Source organism: Pseudomonas sp. NFACC56-3 (assembly GCF_900100025.1).
Taxonomy (GTDB): domain Bacteria; phylum Pseudomonadota; class Gammaproteobacteria; order Pseudomonadales; family Pseudomonadaceae; genus Aquipseudomonas; species Aquipseudomonas fluorescens_AA.
On sequence record NZ_FMTK01000001.1, the window covers coordinates 681,930 to 702,057 of the forward strand.

At 56.5% G+C, this 20,128-nt stretch carries 18 protein-coding genes and 2 pseudogenes; 16 read left to right on the forward strand and 4 right to left on the reverse strand.

Annotated features, from left to right (window positions below):
• Positions 1 to 28 precede the first annotated feature (28 nt).
• The 12 genes and pseudogenes from BLO80_RS02880 to BLO80_RS30155 form a co-directional block, all read left to right on the forward strand.
• Positions 29 to 406, forward strand: coding sequence for a hypothetical protein (locus BLO80_RS02880; RefSeq protein ID WP_092326631.1), 378 nt, complete (start codon positions 29 to 31; stop codon positions 404 to 406).
• Positions 407 to 435: 29 nt separating this feature from the next.
• Entirely contained in the window at positions 436 to 1,839 is a 1,404-nt protein-coding gene (locus tag BLO80_RS02885) for a GMC oxidoreductase (protein ID WP_092326633.1), read from the forward strand.
• A gap of 32 nt (positions 1,840 to 1,871) precedes the next feature.
• Positions 1,872 to 2,864: a LysR substrate-binding domain-containing protein gene (locus BLO80_RS02890; RefSeq protein ID WP_092326634.1), complete on the forward strand. Its 993-nt coding sequence runs from the start codon at positions 1,872 to 1,874 to the stop codon at positions 2,862 to 2,864.
• Positions 2,865 to 2,989: 125 nt separating this feature from the next.
• The gene (locus BLO80_RS02895; protein WP_256574082.1) at positions 2,990 to 3,400 is read left to right on the forward strand and encodes a cupin domain-containing protein; all 411 of its coding nucleotides are present in this window, start codon (positions 2,990 to 2,992) and stop codon (positions 3,398 to 3,400) included.
• Between the two features lie 31 nt (positions 3,401 to 3,431).
• On the forward strand, positions 3,432 to 3,827 hold the full coding sequence (locus tag BLO80_RS02900) for a nuclear transport factor 2 family protein (RefSeq protein WP_175459440.1): 396 nt from the start codon (positions 3,432 to 3,434) through the stop codon (positions 3,825 to 3,827).
• Positions 3,828 to 3,872: 45 nt separating this feature from the next.
• A complete protein-coding gene (locus tag BLO80_RS02905) occupies positions 3,873 to 5,339 on the forward strand; it encodes a 4-hydroxyphenylacetate 3-hydroxylase family protein (protein WP_092326639.1) in 1,467 nt (488 codons plus the stop codon).
• A gap of 38 nt (positions 5,340 to 5,377) precedes the next feature.
• Positions 5,378 to 5,911 carry a flavin reductase family protein gene (locus tag BLO80_RS02910; RefSeq protein WP_092326640.1) on the forward strand — a complete coding sequence of 178 codons (534 nt, stop codon included), beginning with the start codon at positions 5,378 to 5,380 and terminating at the stop codon, positions 5,909 to 5,911.
• A gap of 281 nt (positions 5,912 to 6,192) precedes the next feature.
• The gene (locus BLO80_RS02915) at positions 6,193 to 7,533 is read left to right on the forward strand and encodes an alginate export family protein (RefSeq protein WP_256574083.1); all 1,341 of its coding nucleotides are present in this window, start codon (positions 6,193 to 6,195) and stop codon (positions 7,531 to 7,533) included.
• A gap of 54 nt (positions 7,534 to 7,587) precedes the next feature.
• A pseudogene (locus BLO80_RS30540) lies at positions 7,588 to 8,679 on the forward strand (cache and HAMP domain-containing protein); the annotation flags it as partial.
• Positions 8,680 to 8,805: 126 nt separating this feature from the next.
• Complete coding sequence (locus BLO80_RS30545; RefSeq protein WP_371914563.1) at positions 8,806 to 9,537, forward strand: methyl-accepting chemotaxis protein; 732 nt, start codon at positions 8,806 to 8,808, stop codon at positions 9,535 to 9,537.
• A 108-nt stretch (positions 9,538 to 9,645) separates the two neighbouring features.
• Positions 9,646 to 10,770, forward strand: a complete 1,125-nt coding sequence (locus BLO80_RS02925; RefSeq protein WP_218189355.1) for an ABC transporter substrate-binding protein — start codon at positions 9,646 to 9,648, stop codon at positions 10,768 to 10,770.
• A gap of 114 nt (positions 10,771 to 10,884) precedes the next feature.
• Positions 10,885 to 11,072 (forward strand): annotated as a pseudogene (locus BLO80_RS30155) (IS4 family transposase); the annotation flags it as partial.
• A 228-nt stretch (positions 11,073 to 11,300) separates the two neighbouring features.
• Here BLO80_RS30155 and BLO80_RS02930 read toward each other — a convergent pair.
• From BLO80_RS02930 to BLO80_RS02940, 3 genes are all read right to left on the reverse strand, one after another.
• On the reverse strand, positions 11,301 to 12,212 hold the full coding sequence (locus BLO80_RS02930; protein ID WP_092326644.1) for a helix-turn-helix transcriptional regulator: 912 nt from the start codon (positions 12,210 to 12,212) through the stop codon (positions 11,301 to 11,303).
• Between the two features lie 91 nt (positions 12,213 to 12,303).
• Positions 12,304 to 13,095, reverse strand: a complete 792-nt coding sequence (locus BLO80_RS02935; protein ID WP_092326646.1) for an SDR family NAD(P)-dependent oxidoreductase — start codon at positions 13,093 to 13,095, stop codon at positions 12,304 to 12,306.
• Positions 13,092 to 14,621, reverse strand: a complete 1,530-nt coding sequence (locus BLO80_RS02940) for an amino acid permease (RefSeq protein WP_092326648.1) — start codon at positions 14,619 to 14,621, stop codon at positions 13,092 to 13,094. The genes BLO80_RS02935 and BLO80_RS02940 overlap by 4 nt, the downstream gene beginning before the upstream one ends.
• 333 nt (positions 14,622 to 14,954) lie before the next feature.
• Between BLO80_RS02940 and BLO80_RS02945 the strand changes: the two genes are divergently transcribed.
• Both BLO80_RS02945 and BLO80_RS02950 read left to right on the forward strand, forming a co-directional pair.
• Complete coding sequence (locus BLO80_RS02945; protein WP_092326649.1) at positions 14,955 to 16,502, forward strand: TerC family protein; 1,548 nt, start codon at positions 14,955 to 14,957, stop codon at positions 16,500 to 16,502.
• Positions 16,503 to 16,525: 23 nt separating this feature from the next.
• Complete coding sequence (locus BLO80_RS02950) at positions 16,526 to 17,632, forward strand: NAD(P)/FAD-dependent oxidoreductase (protein WP_092326651.1); 1,107 nt, start codon at positions 16,526 to 16,528, stop codon at positions 17,630 to 17,632.
• Between the two features lie 37 nt (positions 17,633 to 17,669).
• Here BLO80_RS02950 and BLO80_RS02955 read toward each other — a convergent pair whose 3' ends face one another.
• On the reverse strand, positions 17,670 to 18,674 hold the full coding sequence (locus tag BLO80_RS02955; protein WP_092326652.1) for an NAD(P)-dependent oxidoreductase: 1,005 nt from the start codon (positions 18,672 to 18,674) through the stop codon (positions 17,670 to 17,672).
• A gap of 110 nt (positions 18,675 to 18,784) precedes the next feature.
• On the opposite strand from BLO80_RS02955, the gene BLO80_RS02960 reads away from it, so the two are divergent.
• Both BLO80_RS02960 and BLO80_RS02965 read left to right on the forward strand, forming a co-directional pair.
• Positions 18,785 to 19,399, forward strand: a complete 615-nt coding sequence (locus BLO80_RS02960) for a TetR/AcrR family transcriptional regulator (protein WP_175459441.1) — start codon at positions 18,785 to 18,787, stop codon at positions 19,397 to 19,399.
• A gap of 70 nt (positions 19,400 to 19,469) precedes the next feature.
• The gene (locus BLO80_RS02965) at positions 19,470 to 20,099 is read left to right on the forward strand and encodes a LysE family translocator (protein ID WP_092326654.1); all 630 of its coding nucleotides are present in this window, start codon (positions 19,470 to 19,472) and stop codon (positions 20,097 to 20,099) included.
• The last annotated feature ends 29 nt before the right edge of the window (positions 20,100 to 20,128 follow it).

A 20,128-nucleotide genomic window follows, 5' to 3' on the forward strand; every position in this document is an offset into this window, starting at 1 on the left:
AACCTGCCAACACTCGGGAGTCTCAACTATGCACCTAGCCGAATTCATCGACTGGATCAGCCGCCTGGCTATCGCGGCCTACTTCTTGTGGGCCACTGTGTTCAACGCACAGACCTGGAACTTTCAGCTCTTGGAGTTCAAACGAGTGGGAATCGAGCGAGGCGCATCGCTGTTGATCACGATTGGGCTAGCCATGCTCTCCGTGGGTAGCTTGCTGCTGTTGATTCCGTCCACCGTCGTCATCGGAGCATGTGTATTGATCGTATTTGTGCTCAGTGCGGACACGATCTTCCACCGCTACTGGACCTACACCGACCCGCAGGAACAAGTGATTCACAAGATTTTCCTGTTCGAACACGTTGCTTTGGTCGGCGGTTTACTGGCGATCATCAGCGCCCGTCTGTGATGCCTCTGTGTGCTTAGGAGTAGTGAGAAATGAGCAGTTTTAACGTCGACGTCGTAGTGGTGGGGTCAGGGGCGGGTGGTTCGACCGTAGCTGGCCGGTTGGGCCAGGCAGGCAAGCGGGTGATGGTGGTCGAAGCCGGACCGGTACGCTTCGGTACACCGGGCCTGCACGCTCGCAATCTCGACGTGAGCGAGGCGGGTATGCTCGAGTACGCCAAGGTTGTGATGAACGAATGGGTATTCCCCTGTTCATCTTCTACACCTGTAGAAGGGTTGCCAGGCTTTTTGGTCAGCCATGGCGTGGGTGGGTCATTTTCGCTTTGGTGTTCCAATGCCCCCTCACCCGATGTCTCCGAACTTCCCAAGTGGATGGACCCGGCGCAGTGGGCGGAATACTTTGCCGAGGCTGCCCGTGTAATGCACGTCGATCCTGATATCGCGAAGGGCGGAGTACGCGCCGAGCGAATCCTGGCGGCAACTCGTGCGGCTGTGACGGGGTTGCCGGCAGGGCGAGAGGTCCAGCCAATGCCAATCGCGGCCCGGCGTGTGGACGGCAAGCTTAAGTATACCTCCAGTGACGACCTGCTGGCCCAGGCCACGGACGGTGTGTTGCCGCAGGTGCTGGCAGATCATGTTGTGCGTCAGGTATTGCATGTCAATGGGCGGGCTTCTGGAGTCGTGGCGTTTCCGCGCCAGGGCGGTGATCCTGTCGTGATCCACGCAGACACCGTGGTCATTGCCAGCGGTACTCTGGCTGCTGCTCAACTGATTCATGCGTCGGGCATCGACGCGGGCCCGGCCCTCGGTCGCAATCTACTCGATCATCCCATTTTATCCACCCGCGTAGTGCTGCGGCCGGAAATACTTGAAGATGTGCCAGCCCATGACCCGATTTTCTCGATCTGGGTACCGCACTCTGCCGATCACCCTTGGCAGACTGAAGTGTTCCGTTTCCCACAGACGCCAGCTGCTGGCACACGTGATGAAGATGGCGCAGACATCACCACTTTTGTGGCGATGGATGAGAACCCTGATAATCGGATTTCCTTCGATAGTGAGACCAAGGACGCTTTCGGTCTTCCACAGGTACGGGTGCACTTGCAGCATTCGCTTGCAGATACTCAGCGAATCAGTGAAGCGCTTGCTGAACACTATCGGGTATCGGCTGCTGTGGGTGATATTACACGTGGTGCCAACTTTATGATGTATGGGGTAGGCGGTTCGGCACACCTGATGGGTTCGTGTCGCATGGGGCCGGAAAACGACGGCACCAGCGTGGTGGATCGTTATGGTCAGTTGTGGAACATGGGCAATGTGTTCGTCGCAGGTAACGCCGTGCTGGGCTCTTCCAACAGCTCCAACCCGACGTTCACTCTGGTAGCCGCTGCACTGCGTACGGCTGATCGGATACTTGATCTTACGCAGGCGCTCTAGCTCATCGCTTCGTTCACGCTGGAGAAGTGCATATGGCAAAGTTGGACTGGTACATCCGCGCAGGTCTCAAACCGCGTCATTTGCAGTTGTTGGTGGCAATCGACGACCTTGGTCAACTGACCAAGGTCGCCGAGCTGCTCAACGTTACGCAGCCAGCGGTATCCAAGGCACTTAACGAACTTCAGAATGGACTTGGGCTCAAGCTGTTTGAACGTACCGGTCGAGGGTTGAGCCCAACCCCATATGGGGAGTGTCTGATTCGCCATGCCCGTTCGATCCTCGCAGACCTGAGTACTACGGGCGAGGAGTTACAGGCGCTGGCTGCGGGGCGTACGAGCAAAGTCAACCTAGGTGCTTTGCCGGCTGCAGCAGGTTCTATTGTTCCACGAGCATTGGCGATATTGCAGCGTGAGTCGCCGACTACCTCGGTATTCATTCGTGAGGGGTCGCTGGATGTCCTGCTGCAAGAACTACGTAACGGAAATATCGATTTGATCTGCGGCACCTTGCCTGCCAAGCGAGTGGGTGCAGATATCGAAGAGAAGGTTCTGACGGAGGATAACACCGTTGCTGTCGTTGGACCGCAGCATCCGTTTGCCGGAGCAGGGCAGGTATGCTGGAAAGACCTCGCCGAATTTCCATGGGTGCTCCCACCTTCTGGCTCATTGCTGCAAGTGCCTTTGCTGGCGATGTTCCGCCGACATGGTGTGCCCTTGCCGACGACCTACATCGAGACGCTTTCTGCCAACGTGATTCAAAGCTTCATACACGAAACAAACTCCATCGCGTTTTTGTCAGGCTCAATCGCTTCGGATTACGAACAGCGGGGGCTGCTGTCGACGTTGAGTCTGTCACTGCCTCGTCTTGTACGTCCGGTCGGTGTGCTCTGGCTGGCCCACCGCTCGCACAGCGAGGCCTGTAATCAGTTGATCGTCAGCCTTGAGGAGGCAGCTTCGCATATGAGTCCGCATGTGCCTTGCTATGACGAGCCGGAAGACGAATTCCAGGACAATGACACGCCATAGCGCACGCCCTATGAGTTGAGCGTACGGTTATATCTGAGCCCTAATTATTCAGTGGTTATTCAGGGCAATCACTTCGATACTCGAAGTCATGAGCGGCGGTGTCGCTAATGATCGTGGAGCTGACTATGACACTCGAAGTATTGATACAAACTGCCCAGTTGGATCCAGAGGGTTGGATCGAATTTCCCGAGTATGGGTTTCGCCAATATTTCCTTTGGAAAAATCCTGCTAATGGCGCCAGCATTGCTTTGTTGGAGTATGAGCGCGGTGGTCGTATACCTGTTAAGCACTCTCATGCTTCAAATCAGTTCATGTATTGCCTTGAAGGTGATTATGAATATACCGACTCCGGTCTGCGACTGAAGCCTGGCCATTTTTATATGAACCCGAAAGATCATCCACATGGACCAACGCTTGCACATGAGCGCTCGGTACTCATCGAAATCTACGACGGTCCTCATTATTACGAAAAGCCGATATTCCATACCGACGAAACGATCGGTGATTTCCTCAGCGATGAAACTTCACCAACTTGATGTACTAATGTTTGGGAACAGGTATTTGAGTATGTCCAAAGCAATTGTCCAACGTTTTTATGATTATGCAGGCAACGGGCGCTTCGCCGAAGCCGCTGCATTGCTCGCCGATGATGTGCATATCAGCTTTTATGGTCCTTCCAGTGTACCCCACTCGGGTGAGTATCACGGTGCCGAGGGTGCGGAAAAGTTCTTCGGCATCGTTGGTGGCACTCTCGACGTCGAGGCTTTCGAGCCACTTGAGTTCATCGGAGAAGGCGAAAGCGTGGCGGTGATTGGCCGTGAGCGTTCGCGGGTCAAACACAACGGCACCGAATTTTCGGTCCAATGGGTGCAGGTCTGGACCGTCAAGGGCGGTCAGATCGTCCGTCTGCGCGACTACTTCGATACCGGCACCATGGCCGAAGCGTTTGCAGCCAAGGCTTGAAAGGCTGTCCGAAACTGACAACAACAACGATTCAGGAGTGCGATCATGTCCCGTACGGGTTCCGACTATCTGGCCAGTCTTCGCGACGGCCGCGCCGTTTACATCAACGGCGAGCGCATCGACAATCATGTCGATCATCCTGCGTTTCGTAACGCTGTGCAGACTGTTGCCGGCATGTACGACTACCAGGCCCAAAACCAGGAATTAATGACGTTCCGTTCGCCAGGCAATGGCAAACAGGTCAACCTTGCTTGGCAATTGCCAAGCAGCCAGGAAGACTTGGTGCGCCGTGGTGAGGCACACCTGGCTTGGGCAAGGCTGACTGGTGGCTGGATTGGGCGCTCTCCAGACCATGTACCCGCCGCCCTGGTAGGTATGATGATCGGCATCGAGTTACTGGAAAACTACGACCCTGCTCGTGCCAAGGCGCTGCGAGACTATTACGCCTATGCAAGGGACAACGATCTCGCATTGACCTACACCATCGTCAACCCACAAGGCGACCGTTCACGTAACGTGGGTGATCAAGGTAACAAGTATCACTCCTTGGGGGTGGTCGACGAAGATGCCGAAGGTATTACCGTGCGTGGCGCCAAGATGCTCGGAACTTCGGCGGTGCTGGCCCAGGAGTGCCTGGTGGGGGTGCAGAACCCTCTGCGTCCGGAAGACGATATGTATGCTCTGTCATTCGCCGTTCCATTGGCCCAGAAAGGGGTGAAGATTCTCTCGCGTCGTTCGTACGAACAGTCGGCCAGTTCGGCGTTCGACTACCCCCTGGCGACTCGTTTCGATGAAAACGATGCGCTGATTTATTTCGACGACGTGAAGATTCCGTGGGAGCGGGTATTCATCTATCGTCGCCCTGAGCTGTGTGGTGCACTGTTCCACCAGACCGCCGCCGAGCAGATGATGAACCTGCAGAGTCAGGCTCGTTTCACCGTCAAACTTCAATTCCTGTTAGGGGTAGCTCGGCGTCTGACCGAGACTACCGGAACCGTGAATTTCCCGGCAGTGCAGGACACTCTGGGTCGTCTGGCAGGCCAGGCGATGGCGGTTGAAGGCAACTTCCGCGCCATGATGCTTGATCCGACCCAGCGCGGTGAGTTCTACGTGCCCAAGGCTTCCCGAGTATATTCGGCGACCTCGGCGGGGCAATCGCTTTATCCGGAGTTCGTAAACGATATCCGTGGCTTGGCCGGTGGTGGTGTGATCATGTTGCCGTCGTCGGTGGAAGACTTTGGCAATCCTGAAATCGTCGAAATGATCGAAGCGACCCAGCGTTCCGCCGCTACCGATCCGCTGGGTCGGGTCAAGCTGATGAAACTGGCATGGGATGCCTTGGGTTCGGAGTTTGGCTCCCGTCATACGCAGTACGAGATGTTCTATTCCGGTCCACCCTTCGTCCAGCATATGCGCTGCTTCGGTAACTATGACTGGAATGCAAGTACGGCGATGGTCGACAATATTCTCTCGGATGTTTCACTCGAAGCTTCCCTTGGAGCACGCAAGTGAGCCCCTTAGGCAGCAGTTCATGGGTGGCACGCCCAGAAATGGCTGCTCACCATGGACCAAGCGATTACCTGAGCGCTGAATTTGCTCGTGAACATTTCCGCCAGGCCATGCGTGGGTTGGTAGGGGCTGTCAATGTTGTAACTACGGTGCATCAAGGCGAGCGTTTTGGTCTGACGGCGACCGCTGTCTGTTCTGTATCTGCCGACCCGCCCAGGATCTTGGCATGTGTCAATGTCACCGGGCGAACGTTTCATGCCTTGCTCGACAGTCGGCGCATGGCGATCAACGTACTCGCGCATGATCAGCAAGTCATAGCCCAGGCGTTTGCCAAGTTCTCCGGCGCTCAGGACGACCCCTTCGCGGTGGCTGGAAGTTGGCGTGTCGGGCACACCGGTGCGCCACTACTTGATGGCGCGCTTGTGTCTTTCGACTGTGTGGTAGCAGAGTTTTTCGTAACGCCGTCCCATGCAATTGTGATCGGAGAAATTCGCGATATGCATGTTGCGGATCAACGTCCACCGTTGATGTATTTCGATGGCGTTTTTGGGACGCTGGGAAAACTTAAAGCTTGATTTAAATTCTGATCATTCGTTCTTGTACAAAATCCCGTGCCTGCGTCGGTAGGCACGGGATTTTGTTTGAATGCCTGCTGATCGAACCCAATAAGTTATAGGTTCCGACAAATTATTCATTATTTTTTGGGGTGTATTTTTTGCAAGCTAGGGTCGTGGCCATGTAAAGGCTTGGATAGCCTTAGAGTGTTCAGGTCGCTTATGTGACTGAAGATAGCAGCCAAAAGGGTTTCTCGTTCAAAAATAATTAACTACCTGCCATTCACGGCATGGAGACGACAATGAGCGTGCGAGTCTGTAAAACAAAAAAAATGAGGGCATCTTTTTTCGGGGGGGTTGCAGTAATCGCTGGGGTGTCCATGGGGCCGGTTCAGGCCTACCAACTATATTCGCAAGGCGATGATGTGCTCAATGCGGAAGTTACAACTTACCTAGGAGTGTTTTCCAGCAAGAAAGCGTACAACCAGATGGGCAATAGGACGCCGGGCAGCGTTAGTTGGCAGGAAGCGGCTACCAAGTATGGTTTCAAGGGTAGTTATGGACTAGGAGAAAACGGCGTGCTGTATGGCAGCCTCAAAGGCATCACCACCGGTACCTGGGGTGATGGCGATCCGGCAGGCTGGAGTGTGGGTGGAGAGCGTCGTACAAATTGGGAAGAAGCATATTTGGGTTGGAAATCCGCTGACCTGTTTCCTACGTTGGGTAAGGACGGTATAGACCTCTCGCTCGGGCGCCAAGGACTTGTGATTGGTGACGGATTCATTATCAAGAATGACGGATTCAACATGGGGGCAGGGGGGGGCGAAAGTCTTAATCGTGGTGGTGCCTATTACCTGGGACTGCGTCAGTCCTACGGCCAGACCGCAATCCTGCGGCTTGGGGGAACGCAAGGCTGGCGTTCGGACCTCGCCTGGCTCAAGTCTGCCAACCCGATCCAGGCTGAAACATCGCTAGCGCTGCTCAATGTCGAGCATGTTTCTGATCAAAGCACCCTTGGGCTTCTTTATGTCCATGGCCTTGACGTGAACGAGCATTTGGCTTCTCCCGGCCAGATGCAGCGCGAGGATCTGAATCAATACAGTGTCCGCTTCAAGACGAATGCGGGTAACCCGAACGTGTTCCTGTCCACGGAGCTGACTTATCAGGACAAGCTCGACGCGGGTCGCGCCGGTTATGTCGAGGGTGGCTATACCTTCTCCGACCTTCCATTGTCTCCGACCGTTAGCTATCGCTATGCGCGTTACTCGCCTGATTACGACCCGCTATTTAGCGGATTCTATCGTGGTTATGGTACCTGGGTTCAAGGTGAGGTTGCAGGTAACTATGCGGGAGCCTTCAACTCCAACGCCGCCATCCAAAACGTTGGTATCAAGCTCAAGGCATCCGAAAAGGTCAAATTAGGCGCTCAGATTTTCGATTTGAAGACGGTGGACAAACGTAACTACGACTTCAGCGGGCATGAGTTGGATCTGTTCGCGGAGTGGACGCCCTCGGCTAACTACTATGTCGCTCCGATGGTTGGCTTCTATAAACCGAAGAAGGCAGCGGGAGAGGGTGGATCCCAACTCGGTGGCGATGGTTTAAACACCTATCTGCAACTGATGGTGGGTATCTACTTCTGAGTAGGATTTCGGGCTCGCCGTGGGAGGCGAGCCCTTTTAAGGATGAGGAACGTCATGAGCATCAAACTGAAGTTGACCTTTGCTTTCGCTCTGATCGCCTGCATCCCGGTGTTACTATTTGCAGGTTGGGTGATCAACGGCTTACGCACCGCTGCGAAGGAAGACTTCGTAGAGAACAGTTCGCGGGAGATCCGGCAGATAAACAATGCCGTGCAGATATTTTTCAACAGTTTTGAGGAAAACGTACGTTATCTCTCTCAACACCCGCTGCTCAAGCAAGTCGACGACAGTATCAAAAACTATTCCAGTTCGGCGGCCAATACGTCGACTCCTTCGGATATCGAACAGAAAGTCCAGGCGCTTTTCGATGACTTTCGCCGCTCTCATCCCTCCTATGCCTATGTCTACCTGGGCACCATGAACGGCGGTGCCTTGTTTTCACCCACCGACCCCAAATTGGTCGAATACGATCCGCGTCAGCGTCCATGGTACAGCAAGGCTATGGCTGCACCGGACCGCCCCATTCGTACGGGGACCTACTACTGGGCCCGCGATTCAGTGTCGTTGCTGGGTACCGGCAGTACGTTCCATGATGCGAGTGGCAAACCTGTTGGTGTCATCAATGTCGATGTATCCCTTGAGCGCCTGACTGACACTGTCCAGAAAATCAAACTGGGTAGAGACGGTTATTTGTTGATGGTCGACAACGACGGTTTGGTGTTGACCGATCCAAGACACCCTGAACATACCCTTAAGCCGCTCGCAGAGCTTGGTAGGAGCTACCACCAGTTGTCCTCGGCAGCCAAAGGGTTGATGGACGTGGAAATAGATGGCAAGCGTTACCTGTCTAACGTTTGGCCCTCCGAAGAGCTCGGTTGGCGCTTCATTGGCTTGATTCCGTACGATGAAGTCATGGCTGACGCTAATCGTATGACTTGGGCTGTGTTGCTAGGTGCTCTGCTACTTGCGGCATTGTTTGCGATGGTTGGCCAATGGTTTGCTCGGATCATCGTTCGACCGATCGAACAGGTAGCCGCGGGCCTGACGCAGATAGCTGATGGCGAAGGTCGACTGAGTCAGCAATTACAAGTCAATGGTCGTGACGAAGTGGCTGGCCTTGCGCAGGGTTTTAATCGTTTCACCGGTGCGATACGCGACCTCATCCAAAGTATTGCGACGACTTCGACGCAGGTATTGGACCACGCCAGTGTTTCCAGTCAGAGTGCACGGGACATGGCTGGCATTGCCCTCAGGCAGCGCGAAAACGTTGATATGGTTTCCACTGCCTTCAACGAGATGGTCGCGACGGCTCATGAAGTCGCCCGTTCGTGCAGCCAGGCGGCCGTTTCGGCCGATAGGGGGCACAGTCAGGCGCAAACCGGACAACGACACATCGAGGAAGCGGTTCTTGAAGTCGACCAACTGAGTGGCGAGATCGACCGCGGGACCCAATCCATGCGCGAGTTGGAGGCCGAGAGCAATAATATACAGTCGATTCTTGGAACCATCCGATCGATAGCCGAGCAGACCAATTTGCTAGCTTTGAACGCGGCCATCGAAGCTGCCCGCGCCGGTGAGCAGGGGCGAGGGTTCGCGGTGGTGGCCGATGAGGTCCGCGCCTTAGCCAAACGCACTGCAGATTCAACCGAAGAGATCAATAGTCTCCTTGGCGGGCTTGCCGGACGTACAGTTCGGATGTCGGAGCAAATGCTAGCTAGCCTCCAGGTGTCGCGGCAATCGGTGGCCAAGATCAATGCCGTTCGTGAAAACTTCAGTGCAATACGCGAGTCAGTGGACAGCATTCGTGACATGACTACGCAAATCGCGACGGCAGCAGAAGAGCAGCACCAGTCAGCTGAATCGATCAACAAGAGTATCGGATTGATCCATAGCAATGGAATTCAGCTAGCAAGCTTGACCGATGATGCTGAAGTTAAATCATCGGAGTTGGAGCGCTTCTCCAGCGATCTCAATGGGTTGGTGCGTCGGTTCGATCTGAGCTGAGCACCCGCTCTTCGCAATTCCATTTAACTGTAGTTGTTTTATTGGCCAGGTCTGGTAGTCGAAATTGTTTGACTCAGCGTGTGAATACGTACGAAGGAGCATTACTTCATGATGAAACTCAAAAGACTACTGCAGGCCAGCGGGGCCGCAGCCATATTTTCTTTATTGGGGGGATTTTGTGCCGTGCAGGCTGCGGTTCCGGAAGAGCCCCGCAGTCTGGAGGCTCTTCACAAGGCCGCACTCGCTGAAGGAGGGCGAGTTATTGTTTATGCCGGTGGAGATACGGCAGGACAGCAAGATGGTATGAAATCGGCGTTCGAGTCACGCTTTCCTGGCATGACGTTGGACGTGATCGTCGATTACTCCAAGTTTCACGAGGCCCGCATCGATAATCAGATAGCGACGAAATCGCTGGTCCCAGATGTGGTGCAGATCCAGACGCTACAGAACTTCCCCCGTTGGAAAAGAGAAGGCAGGCTACTGCCTTACAAACCAATTGGCTGGAGTAAGGTGTATCCAGCCTTCAAAGATAAGGATGGTGCATACACCGGGGTTTTTGTCGATGCGTTCTCCAACGTAATCAACAGCAAACTTCTGCCCGACAGCAAGCAATGGCCACGTGAGGCGAAAGATTACCTGCGCCCAGAGTTCAAAGGGCGGATAGTAATGACTTATCCGACTGATGATGACGCTGTACTGTTCTGGTTAAAACAGGTGGTTGACAAGTACGGTTGGGAGTACGTCGCGGCCTTAGCCAAGCAGGAGCCGATCTATGTCCGTGGGACTCAGGCACCAGCGGACATGGTTGAAAGCGGTGAGGCGCTAGTGACTTTCTCGACTGACGCAGCGTTGGTGCCATCTTCCTCCAGCGTATCCCGCTTCGCGCTCCCTGAGCATGACCCTTTCGTGGCCTGGCCCCAGCAGGCTGCCATTCTCAAGGGGGCCAAGCATGTCGAGGCGGCCAAGCTTTACCTGAGCTGGTTGCTTGATCCTGCGACGCAAAAGGACACCTGGTACATGTGGTCAGTGCGTACCGACGTTCCTGCCCCCCAAGGCTACAAGCCCATCTGGGAATACGCCAACGGCGACCCGTTGGCGTTCGGACGATTCCTGGCCGACCGCGCGGCAGTGGAGCGTTTTCGTGCGCAGGTAGGCTTGTACCTTGGAGAGGTCAAAGGCGAACCATCCCCTGGATTTCCTGGCCTCCACCCAGAGCGTGCGCTATCCCACTGAGAATCTGTCGATATAGGCTTTTAGAGTCAGCGAATGGGCAACAGCGTCGGTCTGCTAGGTGGAGCTATCTGCTGCCCGAGCGGCTGTTCGCCAGCACTCCTGTGGATTCGCTGACACTGGCTGATCCCGTTGAAGAAGGGCGCTCAATACGAGGTGAAGCCTCAGTTTTGGCGCCATGACGCCTTAGTCGTTCTGCACACATCACCTCAGGCCCATAAGCAGTGGCGACCGGCTTACCGCTGACGATTCGGGCGCGACTATTGAGCAAGACGATCAAAGGAAAGACGGTGAGCGTGCTGACGATGAGATCGTCGACCTTACAGTCAGCGATGGGAATTGGCAGGAGCCACAGGAATAGTGGAATGGACAACCAAAGGTGACCGACCTTATAAACATCTCGTTTAACATAATATACATTATGTGTAGCCAATGATTAGATCAGGTGGCGCCCAGTGCAGGCTTTCTCGCTGTGCTACCCGCTGTCAGCCACGGCCCAAAACTTCCATGCGCGACAGCGACACTCAACTTCGTCAATTGGCAAAAGCTTCCTGGAACACCAGCGCGTTACCCGCATTGGCAAACGGGACATTTGAGGTATGGCTAAGGACAAAATTCACGAACAGATGAAACAGCTCGGACTGGCTGGAAATGCCGAGCTTGAAATACAGGTGCTTGCGGTGGTTTTTTACCGTGCCCTCCGCGATACCAAGGTGCAGTGAAATCGAAAGGCTGGAGTGTCCACGCAGGATCATGCTGACGATCAATTGTTCACGGGGGGTTAGCTGATCAGCGGCGAATCGCGAAAAAGCGTTGTTCAAGTGCTCTTTCAGGGCCGATGCATTGTCGTCGTGATGAGCGCAAACACCTTGATAGTGGCGTTGCAGCAATACATCGACCATCGCACGGCAACCCTGTAAACCTTCGAACTGCAAAGCGGAAAACGTCGGAGAAGCGTTCTGTCGCATCAGTGAATAAGCAAGGTGACCGATGCCCGGCAATGCGGAGATGAAGACAATTTCTTCCGCCAATGTACCCGACTGCATGGAAATACAAGGATGCACATCGGGGGAATTGAAGTAGTCACCCTCGAAGAAAGCATCAGGGGCCAATTCGCTCATGCGATAAAGTCCGCTCGCCTGGCCATGAGCGCAGGCGGTATAAACCGGGTCCAGCAAATACGTACCGTTAAGATAGCTGTGCATCGCTCCCGGTTCGCAAATACCTTGCAGATTGTTGTGCAGTAACACGGGTGAGCCGTCCACTGGGTAAAACAGCACGCAGCTTTGGTCGAAATTCACAACGGCCCACAAAGCCTCATCCAACTGTCGGGCAAAGCCATCACACTGCAGCAATGCGACCAAGCCGGGCGTCGCGCAGTGCCATGCCTCAAGGACGGGCGCGGCATCCATGCCACTTCTGCCATCCGGAACTGAAATTGCCATGCCATCCCCTTGTCTTTATCCAGTGCGCCCACTTGTGAGCGCACCCTTAACCCAGCGATAAAGAGCAAGCATATTTCCTGCCACGATTGATTTAAACCGCTGAGAAACCGTTGTCCACAAATAGCTGCGCGCCACTTACAAACGAAGCATCGTCGCTGGCCAAGAACAACGCGGCCCGTGCGACCTCCTCCGGCTCGCAAAGCCGCCCTTGCTGCAACTTGATCGCTGCTTCACTGGCATCCACGCCCATCAGTTGCAAGTCACGCAGTTCCCGCTCGCCGTGAGGGGTACGGATAAAACCCGGGGCGACTGCGTTGCAGCGAATACCACGATCACGAAACTCGACGGCAATGGCTCGCGCGAACATCTGGCATGCGCCCTTGCTGGCGTTGTATACGACCTCGCCTGGGGTCGCATACTGCGCGGAGATCGACGAAGTGCACACGATACTGCCCGAGCCCTTGGCAAGCATCTGTGGAAGCACTGCCTGCGTGACCAGGTACATGCTCTTGACATTCACGGCCATGAGCCAGTCCCACTCATGCTCCTGCACGTCCAGAAAAGGTTTCACGATCAAGGTGCCGGCGTGGTTGAACAGCACGTCTGCCGGACCGAATTCGGCCAGCCCTCGGGCGATAGCCTCACGAACCTGAACGGCTTGCGAGACATCGGCGCCCAGCCCCAATGCTTGACCGCCTTCGGCAATGATCTGCGACGCCAGGTTGGCGGCGGCCTCCCCATTCAAGTCGATAATGATCACCTTGGCCCCTTCCACCGCGAACAACCGGCTTGCTGCCGCGCCGCATCCACCGGCGCCGCCGGTGATAATGGCCACTTTTCCGGCCAGACGGCCCTTGTCTTGGGATCGTTCAACACTAGTCATTGCGGATTTCCTTCACGACCGCCACTTACGGCGAATGCTTCTTCAGGTGACAACACCAGGCGATGACGACGATAGAAAGCAAAGTAGGCAATCCCGATCAGGTACCAGCAGGCAGCAGCGAGGGCCGCCCATTTATAGAGAGGATCGAGAAACTGATAAATCAGTGTCGCGGTTGCAATGATGATCACCGCGATGGCTCCGAATATTCCGTAAGGGCTGCGATAAGGCCGGTGCAAATTAGCGAAGGAGCGCTTCAAGCGAATGTAAGCGACGCTTTGCAAGATGTAGGAAATCATTCCGGCGAACACGATCATGCTCACCAGAATTCCGCCCATGAGTGCGTTGTTATCCTTGCCGAAAGTAAACCAGCAGAGCATCAGGATACCCAGTGCAGCCAGCGCCCCGGTAGCCAGTGCAATATTCGGCGTATTGCGGGTCGGATGCGTAACCGATAGCCCGGTTGGCAAGTACCCGGCACGCGACAGCGAGTAGATATTGCGTCCTGCGGCAAAGCTGCCGGCCAGGAACGACGCCGCCAACCCCAGCACTGCCACCGCTGACAACAGCTTGCTTGCGGTATGCCCGAAAATTTCCCGGAAGCCATCAAGCAACGGTTCCGAAGACGTACTCATGAAGAAGCTGCCGCCGCCGATCGATGCGCTGAAAAACAACACGCCCAATGCCAATACCGCAAGAATCACGGTGCCCCAGACCAATGCCAGCGGCAAATGCCGGGTCGGGTTATGCGACTCCTCGGCAGTCAGTGGCAATTGCTCAATGGCCAGAAACATGTAGACGGCAAACGGCAATGCAAGCATGACCCCGGTTAGTCCGAATGGCAGCCATGGCCCGTTACCGCCCTGCACTTCGACCGGCTTGCCTGTGGCGTCGACGGCAAGGTTCAGGGCATTGCCGGTAAAATCCATATGCGGGTAAGCCGTAATAAAGAACACGACCAGCACGGATACCGCCGCGATGGTAATGAGCACGACCGCGCGCATCGACACCCCCAAACCCCGGTTCGAAAGCACCAGCATGCAGGCATAACCGACCACCCACCAGACAGGTTGCCATTCAGGGCCGGTGCCGAAAATTGCAGTCAGGTAGGCCCCCATGAAAAACATATTCCCCGCAGGAGCCAGGATGAATTCGATGTTCTCCGCAAGCCCCGTACTGAATCCCCCCCACGGGCCCATTGTCGTGCGCGCAAAAGAATAGGCACCGCCTGTATGCGGCAGCGCAGCCGCCATTTCGCCGATTGACGAGCAAAGAAACAGGTACATGACGGAAATGATCAACAAGGCCAAGAACATGCCACCGAAGCCTTGAGCCAAGCCAAGGTTCCAACCGGAATACTGCCCCGCCACCACTGCACCGACACCGAGAATCAGCAGAGTGAAGAATCCTGCGTGACGCTGCAGACGACGCTGTTCAAAGTAACCGTTTTCCACACTCTGGTAGCTGATTCCTGATGGATTGGCTGCCGCCGTCGCCGTCATCGGCGCTTTTGTCGTCGTTCTGTCCACGCGGTGATCCTCCGATATCTCGTGCAGGGCAAACTCCCCGAACGTTATCTTCGAATGCACCGCGTAAACTGCCTATGTCTCCAAGGGGACATGTCGACGCACCGTGCTCATCAATCTCCCCTTGTCAGATCCTGTAATAAATCGTCTGGTATGAAGTATTGGAAACCGTTGTAGGATTTCTTCCCCAATCATTTCCAGGTCTGTATGAACACCCTCCAGGAACCTCCCAGTCGCCTTTCAAAGAACCGTTTTCTCTCCTGCGCCCCAGCGGCCTGCATACGCTCGTTGCAGCCCCCTTCCCTCGCATTGATCGTCCGAGGGAGCGAATAATCCATGGAATGGATCGTTGACCCCACGGCATGGCTAGGCCTGCTGACGTTGATCGTGCTGGAGCTGGTGCTCGGCATCGATAACCTGGTATTCATCGCCATCCTGGCCGACAAACTTCCGCCCGAGCAGCGCGACCGTGCCCGCATCATCGGCCTGTCCCTGGCGTTGCTGATGCGCCTTGGCCTCCTCGCCAGCATCTCCTGGATGGTGACGTTGACCAACCCGCTGTTCGAGGTGTTCGGCAAGACGTTCTCGGGGCGGGACTTGATCATGCTATTCGGTGGTGTGTTCCTGTTGTTCAAGGCGACCATGGAGTTGCATGAGCGGCTCGAGGGCCACGTGGCGCAACGTTCCGGCAATGCCGCCTATGCGATGTTCTGGCCTATCGTTGCGCAGATTGTGGTGCTCGACGCGGTCTTTTCCCTGGATGCGGTGATCACAGCCGTGGGGATGGTGGAGCACCTGTCGGTCATGATGATCGCGGTGATGTTCTCGATCGGCTTGATGATGATCGCGAGCAAGCCGCTGACAAAATTCGTCAACGGCCACCCTACCGTCATCATGCTGTGCTTGGGCTTCCTGATGATGATCGGCTTCAGCCTCACGGCTGAAGGCCTGGGCTTCCACATCCCGAAAGGCTACTTGTACGCCGCGATTGGTTTCTCGATCCTGATCGAGCTGTTCAACCAGTTGGCGCGCTCGCGTCGCAAGAAAAGCCTGCGAGGTCTTCGGCCGATGCGCGAGCGTACCGCCCATGCGGTGTTGCGCCTGCTGGGCGGTCAGAAGCTGGGGCCCGATGAAGTCGGCGAGGAAATCGCCGACATGCTGGAAGGCGATGAACCGGAGCAGGTTTTCCATCGGCGCGAACGGGTCATGATCAGTGGCGTGCTGCAATTGGCCGAACGCCCGATACGCAGCGTGATGACGCCTCGTGCGCAAATTGACCACCTCGACTTGGCAGACGCTCCGCAAGACATCCGTACGGCGCTGATGCACTCTTCTTATTCGCGCTTGCCGTTGATCCGCGAAGGGCGCGTGGATGAGCCGCTAGGCTTTGTCCATAAGAAAGAACTGCTCAAGGAAATACTGGCGGGCAATCAGCCGAACCTGGAAGTCATGGCGCGCAAAGCCATCAACCTGCTCGACAGCTTCACGATCCTCAATGCCCTGGAGCAAATGCGTAAAGAGTCGACCCACATCGCGTTCGTCGTGAACGAGTTCGGCGACTTCGTCGGCCTCCTCACCATGACTGACATCCTGGAATCCATTGCAGGTGAACTGCCGGATGCCAGTGAAATCGAAGGCCCGAATATCGTGCCCCAGCAAGACGGTTTCCTGGTCAGCGGCGCCCTGAATCTCAGTCAGGTCCGCGAACACATCGACTTCCAGGCGAAAGAGACAGAGGATTACCAGACGCTGGCTGGTCTGGTGATGAGCCTGTTGGATCGCTTGCCGATCATTGGCGACACGCTCAGTTGCCAAGGATGGAGCATGACCGTGATGGAGGTTGAAGAGCGTCGAGTGACCAGGGTGCTGTTGCGTAAGGAATAAGCACAGAGAAAGGAGTCGTGACGGTGAGTGTCGATATCGATTGCGTAGTCGTGGGTGCGGGTGTCGTCGGTCTTGCCGTCGCGCGCGAAATGGCCCTGGCAGGTCATGAAGTGCTGGTGATTGAAGCCGGAGAAGCGATTGGTATCGGCACAAGCTCGCGTAACTCGGAGGTGATCCATGCCGGGATCTACTACCCGCCCGGCAGCCTTAAAGCCCGGTTGTGCGTCGAGGGCAGGCCTGCACTTTATGCCTACTGCGATAGCCATGGCGTCAGCACACGTAAAACTGGAAAGCTGATCGTCGCCAAGGATGAAGCGCAAGTTCGCCAACTGGAAGTCTTGCTCGAGCGAGGACGGGTGAATGGCGTGGAGGATCTACGCCTGCTCGATCGTGAGCAAGCCCTCGCGCTGGAACCTGGGCTTGCATGTATCGCCGCGTTGTATTCGCCGTCGACCGGCATCGTCGATTCACATGGGTTGATGTTGGCGCTTCAGGGCGATGCCGAAGCGGCGGGCACTACCATCGCGTTCCACTCGCCCCTGACCAGCGCCCAGGTCACCGCTGAGGGTTTCCTTCTCAATGTCGGAGGGACGGCACCGATGGCGCTGTTTTGCCGCCTGCTGATCAACGCGGCCGGCCTCCATGCGCCTGCATTAGCCAGGCGCATGGAGGGCTTGCCGCAACAAACGGTACCTCAGGATTACCTGTGCAAAGGCAGCTACTTCAGCCTGGCCAAGCGCGCGCCCTTCACACATCTCATCTACCCCGCGCCGGAGGCCGCCGGCCTCGGGGTTCACATGACTTTGGACCTGGGCGGCCAAGCGCGTTTCGGCCCGGACACCGAATGGGTCGAGACTGAGGACTATCAGGTCGATCCATCGCGAGCCAATGCCTTCTATTCAGCGATTCGTAGCTATTGGCCCGGTTTACCGGACAACAGTTTGCAGCCCGGGTACAGCGGGATTCGCCCGAAAATTTCCGCACCTGGCGAACCTGCCAGCGACTTTCTCATCAGCAGTGAACGGCTGCACAACGTTCCGGGATTGATCAATCTGTTCGGGATCGAGTCGCCCGGGTTGACCTCTTGCCTTGCCATTGCCAAGCGGGTTCGGGAGCTGCTTGAGCGCTAGCCACCGCGGGCCGCCTGGCTCGGGACTGCGCAGGTCATTACTCCTGCAGCTTGCGCAACTCACCGCCCTCCTCCTTCAAACGCTCCAGATACGCGCTGGCGTCCAACAGTTGATAAGGGAAATAAAGCCCTGGCGGAGTCGGTGGCTGGCCGTCCAACCCGAGCAGCCGTTCCAGGGTCATAGCGACGCTGAGACCGGTCAAGGGCGCAGCGCCTGCCGGATGGATGACCGCATGACGTGTATGCAGCGGTTCGCCCTTGAGGTCATCGCCAACCAGTTCAATGATGATCTCGGTAGACATTGGCCTACCCTGGCGTCGGCTTGAGCTCACCGCGGTGGCCATGTTGAACTGGACATTCGGTGCGCCCGTCGCCGCCGCCAGGCCAACGACATCAATGGACGAGAAACCCCCAGCCTCGATTTGCGTACCATCCAGCGCGCGGAAACTTGCCTTGGACTCCTCCCCTTCGCGCCAGACGAAGACACCGTCTCGGCGAGTCAGCGCGGCGGGCAGCATTTTGTTCAGGTGTTCAAAGTCGGTGGCGACGGTCGGGCCGCCGGTGTCCTGCTCATCGACCAGCGCGTTGATACGAATATCGTGGACTCGGCTGAATGCCCGGGCAATGCTCAGCGTCGACACTGTTGTCGCGCCAGCCATCCATTCGTAACCCAGGACTATGGGCGAGGCGTCAGGCCTGTGCATGTATGTCGCGATTTCTGGCGCGATCTCGAAAACACCGGAGGAAATGCTGAGGTGCGGCACGCCGCGCTTTTGCGCAAACCGCAACCCGGCAAGGGCGTGGTCCATGTAAAAGACCACGACGGCGCTGAGCGGGTGATCGCCGAGGCCTAGATCGTCGGCGGCAGAGTCAATCACCACGCCCTGCGCCCCGCCAATGTGCTCCGCGGCGCGCTGAGCCTTGGCAAGGTCGCGACCACCGATCAGCAGGGGTACGTCGGGATGAGCGGCGCGCAGCGCCCGGGCGGTGTGGTGGCCAATGGCGCCAGAACCGCCCATTAGCAAGATAGGATCAATTGACATGGTGTGTTCTCCTTGTCTCTGGTTTATACCTACTTTCAGTAGGTAAGCTAACACAACATCACGCACTTCAACCTACCATTGGTAGGTTTTTTACGACCAGGAACGAGAACGTGCAGAAAAACACTGAGCAAAGCGCTATCAGTTCCCCTCCCCGCCGGCTTTCGAAAGCCGAACGGCGGCGTCAGTTGCTGGATACCGCGTTATTGATCGTGCGCGAGGAAGACGCGGATCGCTTGACCTTGGGGCATCTGGCCGTTCGCGCTGGCGTGTCCAAACCGGTGGTCTACGATCATTTCGGCACTCGTTCGGGCCTGTTGATCGAGCTCTACAAGTGGATCGATACCGAGCGGGTCACCGCTTTCCGTGACGCCATGTCCAAGACTGCGCGGAGCCTGGAGGAGACGGCCCAAGTCCTGGCCAGCGCCTACATTCAGTGCGCAGCAGATAACACCGACGAATTCCATGCCGTGGGTGCAGCCCTGGCCGGCAGCGAGGAAAAGGCGGCGGTGTTCCAGGAGCTTCTGGATAACTGTGTGCAGATGTTCATGTCTGTGCTCGAACCTCATGCGACGTGGTCAGCGGACGAACTCGAGCGATGCTGCATTGGCCTGGTTGGCGCGGGAGAAGCCCTGTCCGGCGCGTTGGTACGGGGGCGGCATGGCGAAGACGAGGTCATTGAGGCATTCGCTTTACTGATCCGCAGTGTCACTGTTGCTATCAGATAAGCCTGGACTGTAACTGACGCCCTCCTCGCCCTTCGCTTACTGTCGTGGCTCATCCCTCGGAGTGATCCCCATGCCGGATACCGCCAATCTCTACCTGTTCGTGGTCGCTGTCGTGCTTCTGCTGATCGTTCCGGGCCCCAACATGGCCTTTGTCACCAGCCATGCGTTGGCCCACGGCTGGCGTGCCGGCGTCGCGGCCGCCCTCGGCATCGCCTTTTCGGACACGCTGATGACGCTGATGGTCAGCGCTGGCATTGGCGCGCTGGTCATGAGCTGGGCGCCAGCGTTCGACGTGCTGCGCCTGGCCGGGGCCGGTTATCTGCTGTGGCTGGCCTGGCAAGCGCTGAGAACGCCGGCAGCGACGCAAGATAGCCAGCTCCAGGCGGCTTCGCTGTGGAAAATCTTCTGCCGAGGCACCCTCAACAGCCTCTTGAATCCCAAGGCGCTGCTGTTCTTCATGGTGTTCCTGCCCCAGTTCGTCAACCTCAAGGCCGGCGGCGTGAGCCTGCAGTTGATCTTCCTCGGAGCCTTGCTGGCACTGATTGCACTGCTCTTCCATACATTGCTGGGTGTTTGCGCCGCCCAGCTCAGGGCAAAACTGGCAAGCGGCGGGATTTCAAGACGCCTGGGCACCTATGGTTTTGCCGGGGTCATGGCAGCGCTGGCGGCACGCCTGTTGTTTCTTGACCGACCGCTTTGAGCTACGAGGCCCCTGCGCCAGCCGTTGTC